The organism is Flaviaestuariibacter terrae, assembly GCF_054777635.1.
Map to the genome: position 1 here is coordinate 842,457 of NZ_BAAHAL010000006.1, position 15,242 is coordinate 857,698.

The 15,242-nt window shown below is 59.0% G+C and carries 10 protein-coding genes; 3 read left to right on the forward strand and 7 right to left on the reverse strand.

What is annotated here, in order from left to right; genetic code table 11:
• The first annotated feature begins 24 nt into the window (after window positions 1-24).
• Complete coding sequence (locus ACYU7Z_RS04415) at window positions 25-888, forward strand: MerR family transcriptional regulator (protein WP_460567772.1); 864 nt, start codon at window positions 25-27, stop codon at window positions 886-888.
• 244 nt (window positions 889-1,132) lie between these two features.
• Window positions 1,133-4,618 carry a hypothetical protein gene (locus ACYU7Z_RS04420; protein WP_460567774.1) on the forward strand — a complete coding sequence of 1,162 codons (3,486 nt, stop codon included), beginning with the start codon at window positions 1,133-1,135 and terminating at the stop codon, window positions 4,616-4,618.
• On the opposite strand, the gene ACYU7Z_RS04425 is transcribed toward ACYU7Z_RS04420, so the two are convergent.
• The 3 genes from ACYU7Z_RS04425 to ychF form a co-directional block, all read right to left on the reverse strand.
• On the reverse strand, window positions 4,610-5,104 hold the full coding sequence (locus ACYU7Z_RS04425) for a GNAT family N-acetyltransferase (RefSeq protein WP_460567778.1): 495 nt from the start codon (window positions 5,102-5,104) through the stop codon (window positions 4,610-4,612). The two genes, ACYU7Z_RS04420 and ACYU7Z_RS04425, sit on opposite strands and share 9 nt — an antisense overlap.
• 296 nt (window positions 5,105-5,400) lie before the next feature.
• Entirely contained in the window at window positions 5,401-7,305 is a 1,905-nt protein-coding gene (locus ACYU7Z_RS04430) for a S9 family peptidase (protein ID WP_460567780.1), read from the reverse strand.
• Between the two features lie 72 nt (window positions 7,306-7,377).
• A complete protein-coding gene (gene ychF, locus ACYU7Z_RS04435; protein ID WP_460567782.1) occupies window positions 7,378-8,475 on the reverse strand; it encodes a redox-regulated ATPase YchF in 1,098 nt (365 codons plus the stop codon).
• A gap of 156 nt (window positions 8,476-8,631) precedes the next feature.
• On the opposite strand from ychF, the gene ACYU7Z_RS04440 reads away from it, so the two are divergent.
• Window positions 8,632-10,119 carry a nucleoside recognition domain-containing protein gene (locus tag ACYU7Z_RS04440; RefSeq protein WP_460567784.1) on the forward strand — a complete coding sequence of 496 codons (1,488 nt, stop codon included), beginning with the start codon at window positions 8,632-8,634 and terminating at the stop codon, window positions 10,117-10,119.
• Here the strand turns inward: ACYU7Z_RS04440 and nhaA are convergent.
• The 4 genes from nhaA to ACYU7Z_RS04460 all read right to left on the reverse strand — a co-directional run bounded on the left by nhaA (window position 10,101) and on the right by ACYU7Z_RS04460 (window position 15,138).
• Window positions 10,101-11,264, reverse strand: a complete 1,164-nt coding sequence (gene nhaA, locus ACYU7Z_RS04445; RefSeq protein ID WP_460567786.1) for a Na+/H+ antiporter NhaA — start codon at window positions 11,262-11,264, stop codon at window positions 10,101-10,103. The genes ACYU7Z_RS04440 and nhaA overlap by 19 nt on opposite strands.
• Before the next feature lie 29 nt (window positions 11,265-11,293).
• The gene (locus ACYU7Z_RS04450) at window positions 11,294-13,000 is read right to left on the reverse strand and encodes an OstA-like protein (RefSeq protein WP_460567788.1); all 1,707 of its coding nucleotides are present in this window, start codon (window positions 12,998-13,000) and stop codon (window positions 11,294-11,296) included.
• Window positions 13,000-14,013, reverse strand: coding sequence for an MlaD family protein (locus tag ACYU7Z_RS04455; protein WP_460567790.1), 1,014 nt, complete (start codon window positions 14,011-14,013; stop codon window positions 13,000-13,002). Before ACYU7Z_RS04455 ends, ACYU7Z_RS04450 begins: the two co-directional genes overlap by 1 nt.
• A 120-nt stretch (window positions 14,014-14,133) precedes the next feature.
• Window positions 14,134-15,138 (reverse strand): N-acetylmuramoyl-L-alanine amidase family protein, encoded by a 1,005-nt coding sequence (locus ACYU7Z_RS04460; protein WP_460567792.1) that lies wholly within the window; start codon window positions 15,136-15,138, stop codon window positions 14,134-14,136.
• Window positions 15,139-15,242 lie beyond the last annotated feature (104 nt).

The window sequence follows — 15,242 nt, forward strand, 5'->3', positions numbered from 1 at the left end:
CGGGCAGTTGCGCCAGGTTATCCTATGAAGAAATTTACGATCAGTGAGCTCGAGCAGCTATCGGGAGTGAAAGCCCATACGATCCGGATCTGGGAGATCCGCCACGGGTTTCCAAGACCCGAGCGCAACCTCCAGAACCTCCGGTATTACGGCGCTGCCGAGGCGCGCCGCTTTTTCCAGGCCGTCTTACTCTACCGCCAGGGCTGGCGGATTTCGAAGATCGTAACGCTGTCCGACGAAGAGCGCCGGGCACGGCTCGAAGCGCCGAACCTTCACGAGGACCGCTACGACGCCTTCCTGTTCGAGCTGATCGTGCTGATGTGGGAGGAAAACATTGAGGCCTTCGAGCGTGTACTCGACGAGCTTGTACTCCAGCATGGGGCCGCATCTGCAATAGACGAGGTGATCGCGCCGTTTCTTGAAAAGACAGGGCTGCTTTCGTACCGGCACAACAGCCTCCGGGTTCATTTCGCGGTGACCGCCCTCCGCCGGAAGATCATCTACGGCATTGAATCGTTGCCGCAGGTCGTCGCCGAACAAAAAGCACTGCTCTTTTTGCCGAAAGGAGAGCACTACGACCTTGTGCTGCTGTACGCTTTTTTCAAGCTCCGGCAGCAGGGGATGGGTGTGCTCTACCTGGGCAGCAATGTCGACGAGCGCAATATCGCCGAGCTGTTGCTCACGCGAAAGGTCGACTACCTCTACAGCTATCTCCCCGACACGCACAAAAAGCTGCCGGAGCGCCCGATACGCAGTATTGCCTCGCTTTGCGCGCCGTTGCCCCTGATCTTCCTGCTGCCGGGCCTTCCAAAGCCTAGCGACCGGCTGGCCGGTGTCACTTTCCGGCACTTTCGAGCCCTGACCGGCATCGGCGACTACGCGCCCTGACAGGGACAGGCAGCACGCAGACAAGCAGCCCGGGAACGGCACCGGTTCCCCACGGGAAAGCAACCGGCGGCAACGGGATGGCCGACGGACGGCAAACGCCGGCCGCCTCCGACGCAACGAGTGCTTCCGACAAGTCACCCGGCCGGTACCTCACTGGCTGTGTCCTGTTTCTTCCTTAACAATTCAGGCTCAGGCAGAACGGCCAAAATCCCTGAAATTTACAGCAGCATAAACTGCCCACCTGTTGCCCCGACCTTCCCGGATCATCCTGTTGCTTTTGTTGCTGGCGGCCGCCATGGGCGCCGGGGCGCAGCTTCCTGTAGCCAACTGGCGCCTGAAGACACTCCCGCTGCGGGGCGACTCGCTGCTGCTCGACAGTCTCAGCCTGGTTCCCAACAGCGTAAGGGTGACGGGTGTCGCCGACAGCACATTCCGGGTAGATGTGGTGCGGAGCATCCTTTATTGGAAAGAGAAGCCAGCCGGCGACAGCGTGCGCGTTTCCTACCGCGTTTTCCCGTACCGGCTTTCGTCGGTAGCGCAGCGGATGAACTACGACAGCATCCGTAACTTCTCGTACCTGCGGCCCTTCGAATTCAATGACGGGCACGAGGCCGATAACCGCAGCCTGTTCAACTTCGGCAACATCCAGTACAGCGGCTCTTTCGGGCGCGGCATTTCCTTTGGCAATGCGCAGGACGCGGTGGTCAACTCCAACTTCAACCTGCAGCTGAGCGGAATGCTCGCCGACTCGATCGAGATCGCCGCCGCCATCACCGACAATAACATTCCCATTCAGCCCGACGGAACCACGCAGCAACTCAACGAATTTGACCAGGTGTTCCTGCAGTTCAGCAAGAAGAACTGGAAGCTCAATCTCGGCGACATCGACCTGCGGCAGAACAACCTGTATTTCCTCAACTTTTACAAGCGGCTGCAGGGCGTTACGTTCCAGACCAACTATGGCATCGGCCGCGGGAGCAAGGGAAGCACGCTCGTAAGCGGCTCCATCGCGAAGGGCAAGTTTTTCCGGAACATCATCGACGCCACGTCGCGTCCCGACCTGCAGCTGGAAGGCAACCAGGGCCCCTACAGGTTGCGTGGCGCCAACAACGAATACTTCTTTATCGTGCTCGCCAACTCGGAGCGGGTATTTCTCGACGGCGTGCTGCTGCAGCGGGGTGAAGACCAGGACTACGTGATCAATTACAACACGGCCGAAGTGTCGTTCACGCCCAGGCACCTCATCTCGAAAGACTCGCGGATACAGGTGGAGTTTGAGTATGCCGACCGCAACTTTCTCAACTCGAATCTTTATGCATACCAGACGCTCGACCTCGGGCCGAAGCTGTCGCTGAAGATCGGGGTCTTCCAGAATGCCGACGCGCGCAACTCGTCCATTAACCAAACACTCGACGAGCCGCAGCGCCGCTTTCTCGCCTCCATCGGCGACAGCATCGACCAGGCCTTTTACCCCAGCGCGCAATTCGATACGTTCTCGAAAAACCGCATCATGTATGAAAAAGTATACGTGACGGGCGGCCCGGCGCTGGATTCCTTTTACCGGTATTCCACCGACTCGTCGCTGGCGCGCTACGCCCTATCCTTTACGGAGGTCGGCGCGGGCCGCGGCAATTATATCCCGCAGTTTAACGGCGCCAACGGCAAGGTGTACCAATACGTAGCGCCCGTCAACGGGTTACGGCAAGGCAGCTTTGAGCCGGTTGTGAAGCTCGTAACGCCGAAGCGGCAGCAGGTGCTGAGCATGGCGGCCGATTATACATTCGATGCCCGCAACGCGCTGCATACGGAGCTGGCGATGAGCAACTACAGCTTCAACACTTTTTCGAAGCGCGATGCGGCCGATGACAAAGGCTTCGCGGGACGCCTCCAGTTCACGAACAGTACCCGGCTTGCTACCAGCCGCGCGCTCGAGCTCACGACCACGCTCGATTTCGAGCACGAGCAGAAGCAATTCCGCCCGCTGGAGCGGCTCCGCTACGTCGAGTTCACGCGCGAGTGGGGCCTGCCGCTGGAACAGGTGGCCGTGCCCGCCGATGAGACCATCGCGCGCATGTCGGCGCAGCTGCAGGACAACCGCCACCACAGCTTCAGCTACCAGCTGATGTCGTACCGTAGAAATACGGACTACCAGGGACTGCAGCAGATCCTGCAGCATAGCTTCGTGCTTGGCGGCTGGACCTTTGCCAACCAGCTCTCGGTAACTACGTTCCGCAACAGCAACGACAGGGGACGGTTCCTGCGCCCCGTGATCGACATGAGCCGCACGCTGGCATCGCTGCACAACCTGAAGCTGGGTGTGCGCTACAGCCTCGAGCAAAACGAGGTGCGCAACAAGCTGCTCGACACGGTCACAGCCGGCAGCTTTTCCTTCGATCAATGGACGGCGTACCTGAAGACCGACGAGGCCCGCCGCAACCGCTATTCGCTGACCTTCTATACGCGATCGGATAAGTACCCGTTTGAGAAGACATTGGTACGCGGCGACCGCAGCTACAACACGAGCTTCGGTGCCGAGCTGCTCGCCAACCAGCACCACCAGGTTATCCTGAGCGCCACCTACCGCCAGCTCGATGTATACAACAGCAAGGTGTCGCAACAGCAAAAAGACCGCACGTTTCTCGGGCGGCTCGAGTACCAGGTCAATGAATTCAGCGGGTTCATTACCGGCAGCACGCTCTACGAGGTGGGATCGGGGCAGGAGCAGCGCCGCGACATAACCTACTACGAGGTGCCGCCGGGCAAAGGCGAATACGCCTGGAACGATTACAACGGCGACGGCATCCAGCAGCTCAACGAGTTCGAGATCGCCCAGTTTGCCGACCAGGCCAAGTGGATCCGGATCTTCATCCCGACCAATGACTTTACGAAGGCCAATTACACCACACTCAACTACTCGCTGCAGTTCGCGCCACGCAACCTGTTCGAGGGCAGCAACCGCGGACGCTTTATCAAGCGCTTTACCTGGCAAACGGCCCTGCAAAAAACCAAGAAGGGCATCGCGAAGGGTGACGTGGACTTCAATCCCTTCAAGTACAACCTTGAAGACACGGCACTCATCACGGCGAGCACCGCGCTGAACAACACCATTTCCTTTAACCGCTATTCGTCCAAATGGGGCATCGACCTGAGCAACCTGCAAAACAGCGGGAAGTCGCTACTGACCTATGGCTACGAAAGCCGGCGCCTCAACGACTGGCTGCTGAAGCTGCGCTGGAACCTGAGCTCGTCGTTTACCGTGAACCTCAACACGCGCACGGGGCGCAACAGCCTCTTTACCCCGAGCTTCAACAACCGCAATTATTCCATCAGCAGCCGGAGCGCCGAGCCGCAACTGGTGTACCTGCATGGCAGCACGCTCCGGGTACAGGCCGGCTATAAGTTTGATGTGCGCAATAACGACCCGCTCTTTGGCGATGAGGGATCGACCGCTCATTCGCTGAACCTCGAGTCGAAATACAGCATCCTCCAAAATGCGTCGATCGGCAGCCGCTTTACGTTCAGCAGCATTGATTATCCCTTTGCGCCGAATACTACGGTGAGCTATATCATGCTCGAAGGCCTGCTGCCGGGGCGCAACTACCTGTGGTCGCTCGACTTCAGCAAGCGGCTCCTGAAAAACATCGAGGTAAACCTGCAGTATGAAGGACGCCAGGCGGGCAGCTCCAACACGGTGCACATTGGCCGCGCGAGCCTCCGGGCCTTATTCTGACGCCGGAGCGAGTGACACTTCCATCCGGATGTTGCTTCGCTGGTAAGGCGAAGGCAGGTGCGGCACTTCGCGAAAACCCAGCTTCGGGTAAAGCGCCATGGCGGGCTTCAGGATCGTGTTGCTTTCCAGGAAAACGGAGCGTGCGCCACGTGCCCGGGCGATGTCAAGAATCCGCAGCCCGAGCAGGAAGCCGATGCCGTGGCCCTGCGCCTCTGGCGACACCGCCATCTTCGCGAGCTCCCAGCTTCCGTCGGCGTGACGGATAAGCGCGCAAACGCCTACGGGCTCGCCATCCAGCAGCGCAACCACGATGGCGCCACCCGGGTCAAGGATCTTCTCTTCCGGATGTTCCAATGCCTTGTGATCCGCTTCCTCCATCCGGAAATAAGTGCTGATCCAGGCCTCATTGAGGGCGCGGAACGCGGCCGCATAAGCAGGGCTGTAGTCGACAAGCGTGACGGTGCCGGCGGGATCGGTGAGGGCCATGGGTTCCTTTTGCGCAAAAATACCGGGGCGGCAGGGAGCAGCGCCCGTACAGTTTGCCGGTTTCCGGGACAAACAGCAAGTAAAAGGGCGCCCTTGCGGGCGCCCTCTGCGGCAGGTTACTTATTTTGATTGACAACACTCAAAATTCGGACGGTTGCCTGCCGCTGCTTAGGTTCTGTTATTGGTAAAAAAGCCGGGCCATGGGTCGGCCGCTTTACCCGAAAGCAGGGCGCTGTCAATCTGAATGCTCATTTTGGGGAATTCCGCAGCGGGGTGGGCCCGGCCTTCCTCATTTGCTACAGCGTTTCCTGCAGCCATTTGAAGAACTCACGCTGCCACACGAGCGCATTTTGCGGACGGAGCACCCAGTGGTTTTCCTCGGGCAGGTACAGGAAGCGGCTCTTCAGGCCGCGGAGCTGCGCGGCCTGGAAGGCCTGCTGGCCCTGCTCGATCGGTACCCGGAAGTCGTTGCCGCCCTGGACGATCAGGATCGGCCGGTTCCATTTCTCCACGTAGTTGGAGGGCGACTGCGCGAACGAGCGCTGGGCCACACGGTTAGCCTTGTCCCAGTAAGGACCGCCTTTCTCCCAGTTTTCAAAAAAGAGCTCGTCGGTGGTGCCGTACATGCTCCGGAAGTCGAACACCCCGTCGTGCGCGATAAAGGTCTTGAAGCGGTTGCCGTGCATCGCCTCGAGGGCAAAGACCGAAAAGCCGCCGAAGGAAGCGCCTACGCATCCGACCCGCGCCTTATCGACAAAGGGTTCTTTCGTAAGCGCATCGATGGCGCTGAGGTAATCGCGAAGCGCCTGGCCGCCCCAGTCCTTGCTTACCTGCTCGTTCCATTGCGTGCCGTGACCGGGCATGCCGCGCCGGTTGGGCGCCACGATGATATAACCCTGCGAAGCCATCAGCTGGAAGTTCCAGCGGTAGGAGAAGTACTGCGTCAGCGGCGACTGCGGCCCGCCCTGGCAATAGAGCAGCGTGGGGTACTTTTTGTTCTTGTCGAAATTCGGCGGGTAGACCACCCAAACGAGCATCTGCTTGCCGTCGCTGGTCTTAACCCAGCGGCGCTCCGTACTTATGCTGCCGAAGCCTTTGTAGGCTTCATCGTTCACATGGGTGAGCGGCTGCATCGCGCCGCTGGCGATGTCGACACGGTACAATTCCGGTGCGCGGCTCATCGAGGCGCGGGTCACCACAAGCTGGTTGCCCGTCTCGCCAAGGATGGCCATGATATCGAAGTCACCGCTCGTTACCTGGCGGATCGAGCTGCTGCGGGGTTTTGCAAGCGTGTATTCAAACAGCTGCACGGTGCCGTTGATCGGTGCCCAGAAGTAGATCCGCTTGCCGTCGTCGCTCCAGCGGAAGCCTTCCACGTGCAGGTCGTCGCGCTGGCGCGTGGCGTTGATCCAGCCCGTATCGCTTTGGATAACGAGGTCCTGCTTGTCGGATTCGTAGCCCTCGCGGCGCATCTGCAGCCACGCGAGCACGCCCGTGCTGCTGTAGGAGGGATTGATGTCGTAGCCTTTGTTGCGCTCCGTGAGGTTGCGGGTGCTGCCGGTTACCACATCGTATTCATACAGGTCGGTGTTGGTACTGATGGCGTAGGCCGTTCCGGCCTTCTTCTTGGCCACGTACACGACGTGGCGGCTGTCCGGGTTCCACACATAATCCTCCTCGCCGCCAAAGGGCTTCTGCGGGCAGTCGTAGGGCTCTCCAGCCATGATGTCCTTGCGGAGCGAGGAGTCGGTGCTGCCGGCGGGAGCCACGAACACGTGCCCGAACAGCCCGTCTTCCCACTGGTCCCAATGCCGGTAGTTGAGGCCGTTGTAGATCTTCGCGTTGGACTTCGGCAGGTCGGGGTAATAATCGGTGCCCGTTACCGGCTGCACTTTCACTTCGGCGCTGCTGATCACGTAGCGACCGTCTTTCGATATCTTCTCGTTAACGACGGCGCTGTCGATGTTGGAAACGGCGATGGGCGCTCCGCCGGCCAGCGGCAGCAGGTATCCCTGCTGAACCACCCGGTTGGCCGCCATATCGGGCGTTCCGACGCGGTAGATCGCGTATTTCTTATCCTTGGTAAGTCCGAGGCCCGTCACGCGGCCCAGGTGCCAGAGGTCTTCGGGTCCGAAGCGTTGCTGTCCGTAAGCGGCGCAGGAAAGCAGGAGCCCCGCCGCCAGTATGTGTTGATGTCGCATAGCAATTGTATTGATGACAATCGCTAAAATACACAAAGCGGTGCAAGCGCCCGGAGAAAGGGGAGACGGTAGTTATACGTTGAAGCGGAAGTGCATTACATCACCGTCTTTGACGATGTATTCCTTGCCTTCGATCCGCAGCTTGCCGGCCTCGCGGCAGGCGGCTTCGGAGCCGTATTTCACGAAGTCGTCGTAGGCGATCACTTCGGCCTTGATGAATCCTTTTTCGAAATCCGTATGGATCACCGAAGCCGCCTGCGGCGCCTTCCAGCCTTCGTGGATCGTCCAGGCGCGCACTTCCTGCACACCGGCGGTGAAGTAGGTATAGAGCTTCAGCAGGGCATAGGCAGAGCGGATCAGGCGGTCGAGCGCCGGCTCCTTCATGCCATATTCCTCCATGAACAGCTGCTTGTCTTCGAGGGCCTCCATTTCGGAGATCTGCGCCTCGATGGAGTTGTTCATCACGATCACCTGGGCGTCTTCGTTCTTGACGGCTTCCTTGAGCTGGTCGGAAAACTTGTTGCCCGTGTGCATCGACGCTTCATCAACGTTGGCTACATAAAGCACCGGCTTGGCGGTGAGGAGAAAAAGGTCGGCAATGGCGGGCAGGTCTTCTTTCGAGAGCGAGAGCTCGCGGATGTTCTTGCCCTGCTCGAGGTGGCTTTTGCAGCGTTGCAGGATCTCGAGCTCCACCTTTGCTTTCGGGTCGGTCTTGGCCATCTTCTCGCTGCGCTGCATTTTCTTCTCGACGCTTTCGAGGTCCTTCAGCTGCAGCTCGGTGTCGATGATCTCCTTGTCGCCAACGGGGTGGATGGCACCCTCGTCGCGGAGGATGTTCTCATCTTCGAAGCAGCGGATAACGTGGATGATGGCATCGACTTCGCGGATGTTGCCGAGGAACTTGTTGCCAAGACCTTCGCCACGGGAGGCGCCGCGCACAAGGCCGGCGATGTCAACGATCTCGATCTGCGTCGGCACCACGCGGTGGGGCTGCACGAGCTCCGCCAGCTTGTTGAGGCGAACATCCGGAACATCCACAAGACCCACGTTGGGATCGATGGTGCAGAAGCGGTAGTTCGAGGCCTGCGCCTTTGCCGAGTTGCTCACTGCATTGAAAAGAGTCGATTTGCCCACGTTGGGAAGTCCGACGATGCCTGCTTGTAATGCCATACGGAGAGAATTTTTTGATCTCAGATCGGAGATCGCAGATCTTTTTGAGGGCGCAAAGATAGTGAATTGAGCGCCGCGAGGCAACCAGTACATCTGAGATCCGACATCCGAGATCTGAGATCTTAGGGTATCTTTCGCCCTTAAACAGCTTTCCCTATGGCTCTGAGCAGGATCTGGTCGGCTTTTATCATCATCGCGGTGCTGCTGGCGGGTTTCCGGGCGCTGCGGGGCGACAGCGGGATTTTCAACCGCATGGTCACCGGGAAAAGCACCGACGCCTACGATACCGTCAGCTACGTGGCGGTGGGCTCCGCGCAACGACAGGGCCTGTCGCCGAAGTACGCCGACTTCCTCAAAGAGTACGGCTACGCCCGCCGCGACTCCGCCCAACAAGCCAGCGTGCTTCTTACCGACGACCTGCGGTCCGATTCGGTGCGCATTCTCCGGGCCCGGAATCCGAAGCTTGACGTATACACCTATACCGGGATCCAGTCGAAGCTCGAGCGCAAGGCGGACGGTATCGTGGAGACGGCCAAGAGCGCGGTCATGAGTATCATCCTGCCGCTGATCGGGGTGATGGCCCTGTTCATGGGAATCCTCTCGATCGCGGAACGGGCCGGCGGCATCCGCCTGCTGTCGCGGATCATCGGGCCTTTTTTCTCGCGCGTGTTCCCCGAAATCCCGCCCGGCCACCCCGCGATCGGGCACATGATGATGAACTTTTCCGCCAACCTCCTCAACCTGGATAACGCTGCGACGCCCTTCGGGCTCAAGGCGATGGAAAGCCTGCAGGAACTGAACCCCGATAAAACGCGCGCCTCCAATGCGCAGATCATGTTTCTCTGCCTGCATGCCTCCGGCCTCACGCTGATCCCGACCACCATCATCGCCTTCCGCTCCGGCCTTGGCGCGCATACGCCGACGGATATTTTCCTGCCCTGCATGGTGGCTACCGCAACTGCCACGCTCGCGGCCTTGCTACTGGTATCACTCCGCCAGCGGATCAACCTGCTGCATCCCGTGGTGCTGGCCTGGGTGCTTGGCATTGCGGCGGTCATCGGGCTGCTGGTGGCCTATGTGCACAGCCTCGACCAGAAAAGCGCCGACACGTTTTCGGGCCTCCTGAGCAACGGGCTGATTCTTCTCATCATCATCGCGGTGGTGCTCGGCGGCGTCTACAAAAAGATCGATGTGTTTGACGCCTTCGTGGAAGGAGCGAAGGGGGGCTTTGATATTGCTGTCCGGATCATCCCGTACATCGTCGGGATGCTCGTGGCGATCAGCATGCTGCGCACCAGCGGCTGTTTCGATATCCTGATCAACGGGATCAAGAGTCTTTTCAGCGCGCTGGGTGCCGATACGCGCTTCGTCGATGGCCTCCCCACGGCGCTGATCAAGCCGCTGAGCGGCTCGGGCGCACGCGGGATGATGCTCGATACAATGAAGACCTTCGGCCCCGACTCCTTTGCGGGACGCCTCGCCTGTATCCTGCAGGGGTCTTCCGACACGACCTTCTACGTGGTAGCCGTTTATTTCGGCTCGGTAGGTATCCGCAACAGCCGCTACGCGGTGGGGCTCATGCTGCTCGCCGACCTCGTGGGCATCCTGTCGTCGATCGCGCTGTGTTACCTCTTCTTCGGTTGAGTGCTGTGAAGCAGCGCCAGCCCGGCAAGCGCCGACACGAGCGCCGAGGCCAGGATCACCATCTTGGAGCCGGTTACGGTGGCCGCGTCGCGAAATGCGAGGTTGCTGATAAAGATGCTCATCGTAAAGCCGATACCTCCCAAAAGCGCCACGGAAGCCAGTTGCCGCCCTGACACCGCGGCCGGCCAGGCAACAAGGCGCGCCTTGCGGCCCGCTACCGCGGCCCCGAATATGCCCAAAAATTTGCCGGCCACAAGGCCAAGCGCGATACCCGCGCCGTTGGCCGAAAGCAACAGCTGAAAGGGCTTTGCAGGGATAACGATCGCGGTGTTCACGAGTGCAAACACGGGCAGGATCAGGAACGCAACCGGCTTATGCAACACGTGTTGCAGGTGATAGGAGCTGTTGCGGCTGTCGATTTTATTAAAGGGAATGGCAAAGGCCAGCAGTACACCGGCGATCGAGGCATGCACACCCGATTGCAGCATGAAGTACCAAAGCAGCACGCCGGCAGGAAGGTACAATGCCAGGGAATTCACGCCCCGCCGGCCCAGCACGAACAAGACCAGGAAAAGCCCGATCGCCGCGGCAAAGTAGGCGAGGGAGAAGCCATGCGTGTAAAACAGGGCGATGACGGTGATGGCGCCAAGGTCGTCGATAATGGCCAGCGCCGTCAGGAAGATCTTCAGCGATACCGGCACGCGGCTTCCGCCCAGCGACAACACGCCAAGCGCAAAGGCGATGTCGGTAGCCATGGGAATACCAAAGCCCGATTCCGTTGCGGTACCTCGGTTGAATGCGTAGTGGATCAGCGCCGGCACGAGCATCCCGCCAACGGCAGCTACGATCGGCAGCATGGCCTGCCGCGGCGACGAAAGCTCGCCCACATACAGCTCGCGCTCGATCTCAAGACCTACCAGCAGGAAGAAGATCGTCATCAGCCCGTCGTTGACCCAATGCTCCAGCGACATGCGAAGATGAATGACTCCCTTGTCGGGACCGACTACAACGTGGAAAAACTGCGGATAAGCATCACCGATAAACAGGTTGGCAAGCAGCAGGCTGAGCAGCGTCGAGAAGATGAGCACGTAGCCCGCGCTACGCTCGCTGTCGAAAAAATCCCGGAAAAGTTTTGTGATCTCCATAGCCCGGCTCCGCCGCCGGCAAAGCTACGCTATTGGAAAAGGTCGTATTTCGATTTGGGACGGCGATCGTCGTACCAGGCGAAGCCGGGCAGGCGCATTTCGGAAGGGCTCTTCTGGCGGATGGGCCAAATGGTTCCCTTCACGGCGCTGCGGTAGATCACGCGGTGCAGCTCGCCCTTGAGAAAGCGCACGTCGAGAATGTCGGCGCTGGTTTGGTTGATGCCGGTAAAAGCGCTGTCGTCATCCTGCATAAAGTACACCGACTCGGCAAAGCCGCGACAGCGCACGGAGTCGATATTTCCGTCGTGAAACCAGCCGTCGAGGCGGGTGGACTTTACCTGGTTGTAAATGCCCGGGCGCACTTCGCTGGCGATGAAGCTGTTGTTGAACACGCGGATCCGGTCGGCTTTCTTGTTCCTGGTATAGAGATACAGCGTATCGCCGCTCACCTGGTTTTTCTTATTCCAGGCAACGGGGTTCTTAAAGAGGCGGAACACCGAATCGCGGAACGAGTAGAAGAGACTGTCGCCGACGGCCTGCAGCGAATCGGAATAGATCCGCACGTTGCGGTAGGCTTCGAAATAGCGGTTGGTACTGTCGCGCGGAGGCGTCGCTGTTTTGATGGAGCGCGTAGGAACCTGTGGCTTCGCAGCCGGCTTGCCTTTCGGCTTTGCCACTACAACCACTTTCGCGGTATCCAGCAGGCTGCTGCTGTCGCGCATCGCCACGACGGAGTCCACGTTGCGGCCTGCTGATGTTGCCGGGAGTTCGGTGAGCCGCGCCGAGTAGAGCGTATCGGCCGAAACGAAGATCGAGTCCTTGTCCTGCCGGATGATCATCAGCGGTTTCTTCGTGGCGAGGTATGCCTCGGTGCGCTTGTTGGCAAAGATCCGGTTGGCGAGAATATTCACACCCTGGCAGGTGTCGATCAGCACCGCGTTGCCCTCGATCTGCACGGTGCCGGTGGCGTCGTCGTTGGCGATGCGATCGCCCACCACGCGGAGGCATTTGTCGTCGATGGAGGTGCGCTGGGTAAAGGTGGCCTGCCGCGTATTCATATCGTAAGTGCCCTGGCGGGTACGGATCACGCGGCCGCTGCTGTCGCGGATATACGTATCGGTGATGAGCTGCGTTTGCCGCGTCATCGTATTGTAGATCATCGAATCGGTCTTCAGGTACGTGCTGGGGTCTTTGAGCTCCACGTTGTAGCGGAAGAAGATGTCCTTTGTATCCTCGTAATACACGCCTTCCTGGCTCGTGAGCACCGACTTGCCGATGGTCACGCGGCCGCCGTTGCGGTAGGTTGCGGTCTTGGTCGGCACATCGTACACAAGGTCGTTCGTGGTTACGGTGCTGTGGCGATCCGTGAGCCGCACGTTGCGCTGCAGGTACGCGATACGTGTATCCGTGTGGTACTGGAGGTAATCGGAATAGATCTGGGTAGTGTCGTCGATGATGTGCACGTGTCCGAACGCTTCGAACACCTTGCTGATGCTGTTCATCACGAGGCTGTCGCAATAAAAGAGGGTATTGCCCTGCTGGAGGCCGACAGTACCGGCAAGCACCTGCAGCTCGGTGCCGTCGTCGAGGCGGAAGTAGCGCTGGCGCTGGGTTCCCGGCAAAATGATGACAGGCTTTGTGGTATCCGTCTGCACGGGAGCGGCCGGTACGGGCGTCTGGGCCTCGCCGAGCAATGCGGTAACAACGAAAAGAGCGAGGAAGAGGAAGCGCTTCATCAGGGCTGCTTTATCGGGATGGTATCCTTTAAAGCGGGTGAAGTTAGTGCCTCAGTTTTGGTCTTGCCGCCGAACACCGAAATATTAACGTAGCGTTTGGGGTGAACGCGCACATCGTCAAGAAGGATCTCCATGCTGAGGGCCACCTTGTTCAATTGGTCATACAGCTTGCGGTCGCTCATCAGCGCACCCAGCGAGCCATTCGGATCCTGGATCTTGTTGATGCTTCCCTTCAGACCTTCAGCCGCTCCGCGGAGCTCATTGACCGTCGACTCGAGCGCACCCACCAGCTCTTTTACGTGGGCATTGGCAAGGTTACCGGTGAGCGTTTCAATATTGCGCACCGAATGGGTCACGGCTTCGTTGTTGCGGGCGAGGTTGCTGGTCACCGAGCTGAGGTTGCCCAGTGTGCTGGCCAGCGCGCCGCTCTCGGCATTCGTGAGACGCGTCAGGTTCATCGACGCCGTAGAGAGATTGGCGATCATCCGCTGCAGGCTTGCATTGGTGTTGGGATCGAATATGGAGTTGATCTTACCGATCGCGAACCGGAGTGAGTCGAGCGTCATGTTGACCTTCTCCAGCGTCGGACGTACTTCCTGCTTCAGGTCGGAGAGAAGTCCGCCACTCTGGTTGGTGCGGATCGTATCGCCCATGGCCAGGAATTCGTGCGAGCTGCCGGGCGCAATGGTGATATAGGCCGATCCGAGGGGCGAGCCGTCGATAAAGGCCGTGGAGTTCTTGGGGATCTTATACGCTTCCTTCAGGTGAATTTCCACGATGATGCTGCTGATGGCTTCGTCGGTGGGGCGGAAATCGTAGATAGTGCCGACGCCGAAACCCTTGATCTTAACCTCGTTGGATTTCTGGAGTGAGCCGAGATTGGTGAAGACCGCGTAGATCGTCGGGCTTTTACCGAGTAAGCGTTTGCCTTTCAGAAAATTAAATCCGATGACCAGCGCCAGGATGGCTCCAATCGCGAGCAAGCCTACCTTGACTTCATTAGAGATCTTCATGCCTTGTTGTTTACGACTCCGCGCAGTTTGATTCGCCGCCAAATTAACGACAAAAACGGCAAGCGGAGCAAAATGGCTGTGCTGCCGGCAACAAGGGATATAAAAACAGTGCCATCAGGATCAGCGGGATCGGCGGGCGGCCTGCTCCTGCTTTTCAATGGCCTCCAGGAAGGCGGCAGCGTTCGCGCCGTTGGGAACCGTCGCCGAGGTCGTATTGTGTCCTTTGCCACTCTTGTCGACAGAGGCCATATAATTCCCCAGCGCGCGGGTAAGGCATTCCGCCACTTCCTGCTGGCCGCTTTCGGAGTTGAGGTAGTCTTCTTCCTGCCTGTTGGTGATAAAGCCCGTTTCCACCAGCACACTCGGCATCGCCGTCGCCTGGAGCACCCAGATGCCCACCTGGCGCTGGTAAGCACCCTGGCTGACGCGGCCCACTTTGGCAAACTCCGATTCCACGAAATCGGCCATTCGCGAGGAGCGCATCCAGAACTGCTTTGTCTGAACCGCGGCCATGGCCATAAACTCGGGCGATTCCACGTCTACGATATTGCTGCTGTCGCCGGCAGTGGCGTCCGTATACATCTGGGCGTTCTCGCGCACGGCGATCTCCTTCTGGCTCGACTTGTGGGCACCCCATATATAGGTCTGCGTGCCCTTCGCTGCCGACGGCGTGGTATAAGTATGGTATTGCGGAACCTTGCGGGTATGCTTTTTACGCTTTTTACCTTTGCCGGTGTAATAGGTCTCCGTTTCGTAACCGACGAGCTCGCGGTGATGGATCGGGTCCATGGCATTTACGTGGATGGAGATAAAGAGGTCGCCCTTTTCGCGGTTGGCGATGTTGGCGCGCTCGCGGAGGTCGGTGATGTTGCGGGTGGGGCGTGTTTCGACAACGCGGACGTCGGGGTAGTCCTTGTGGATTTGCGCGACGAGCTTCTTGGCTATGGCGAGACAGATATCGTCTTCGTAGGAGTAGGAGCCGCGGGCGCCGTTATAGCCGCCGCTTTTCATGATGCCGTGGCCGGCATCGATGATAACGGTACGGACGGGCTGGGGCTTTCGCAGCGACATCAATCCAAGCCCGGCAAGGACGACAAAAAGCAAGGTGAGTGTTTTCTTCAGCATAGTGGATTTTCACTTACAGTTAGAGGAATCTTCACAAATCGTTTAATTCCTAAAGGGCTATTTTTGTTCAGCTTATATGATCGGTACGCACAAATTTAGTTTAA

Bases quoted from the DNA above. Each gene is read 5' to 3' on its own strand.
- ACYU7Z_RS04415 (WP_460567772.1), top strand. From the start codon at position 25: ATGAAGAAATTTACGATCAGTGAGCTCGAGCAGCTATCGGGAGTGAAA.
- ACYU7Z_RS04440 (WP_460567784.1), top strand. From the start codon at position 8,632: ATGGCTCTGAGCAGGATCTGGTCGGCTTTTATCATCATCGCGGTGCTG.
- nhaA (WP_460567786.1), bottom strand. From the start codon at position 11,264: ATGGAGATCACAAAACTTTTCCGGGATTTTTTCGACAGCGAGCGTAGC.
- ACYU7Z_RS04450 (WP_460567788.1), bottom strand. From the start codon at position 13,000: ATGAAGCGCTTCCTCTTCCTCGCTCTTTTCGTTGTTACCGCATTGCTC.
- ACYU7Z_RS04460 (WP_460567792.1), bottom strand. From the start codon at position 15,138: ATGCTGAAGAAAACACTCACCTTGCTTTTTGTCGTCCTTGCCGGGCTT.
- ychF (WP_460567782.1), bottom strand. From the start codon at position 8,475: ATGGCATTACAAGCAGGCATCGTCGGACTTCCCAACGTGGGCAAATCG.
- ACYU7Z_RS04455 (WP_460567790.1), bottom strand. From the start codon at position 14,013: ATGAAGATCTCTAATGAAGTCAAGGTAGGCTTGCTCGCGATTGGAGCC.
- ACYU7Z_RS04425 (WP_460567778.1), bottom strand. From the start codon at position 5,104: ATGGCCCTCACCGATCCCGCCGGCACCGTCACGCTTGTCGACTACAGC.
- ACYU7Z_RS04430 (WP_460567780.1), bottom strand. From the start codon at position 7,305: ATGCGACATCAACACATACTGGCGGCGGGGCTCCTGCTTTCCTGCGCC.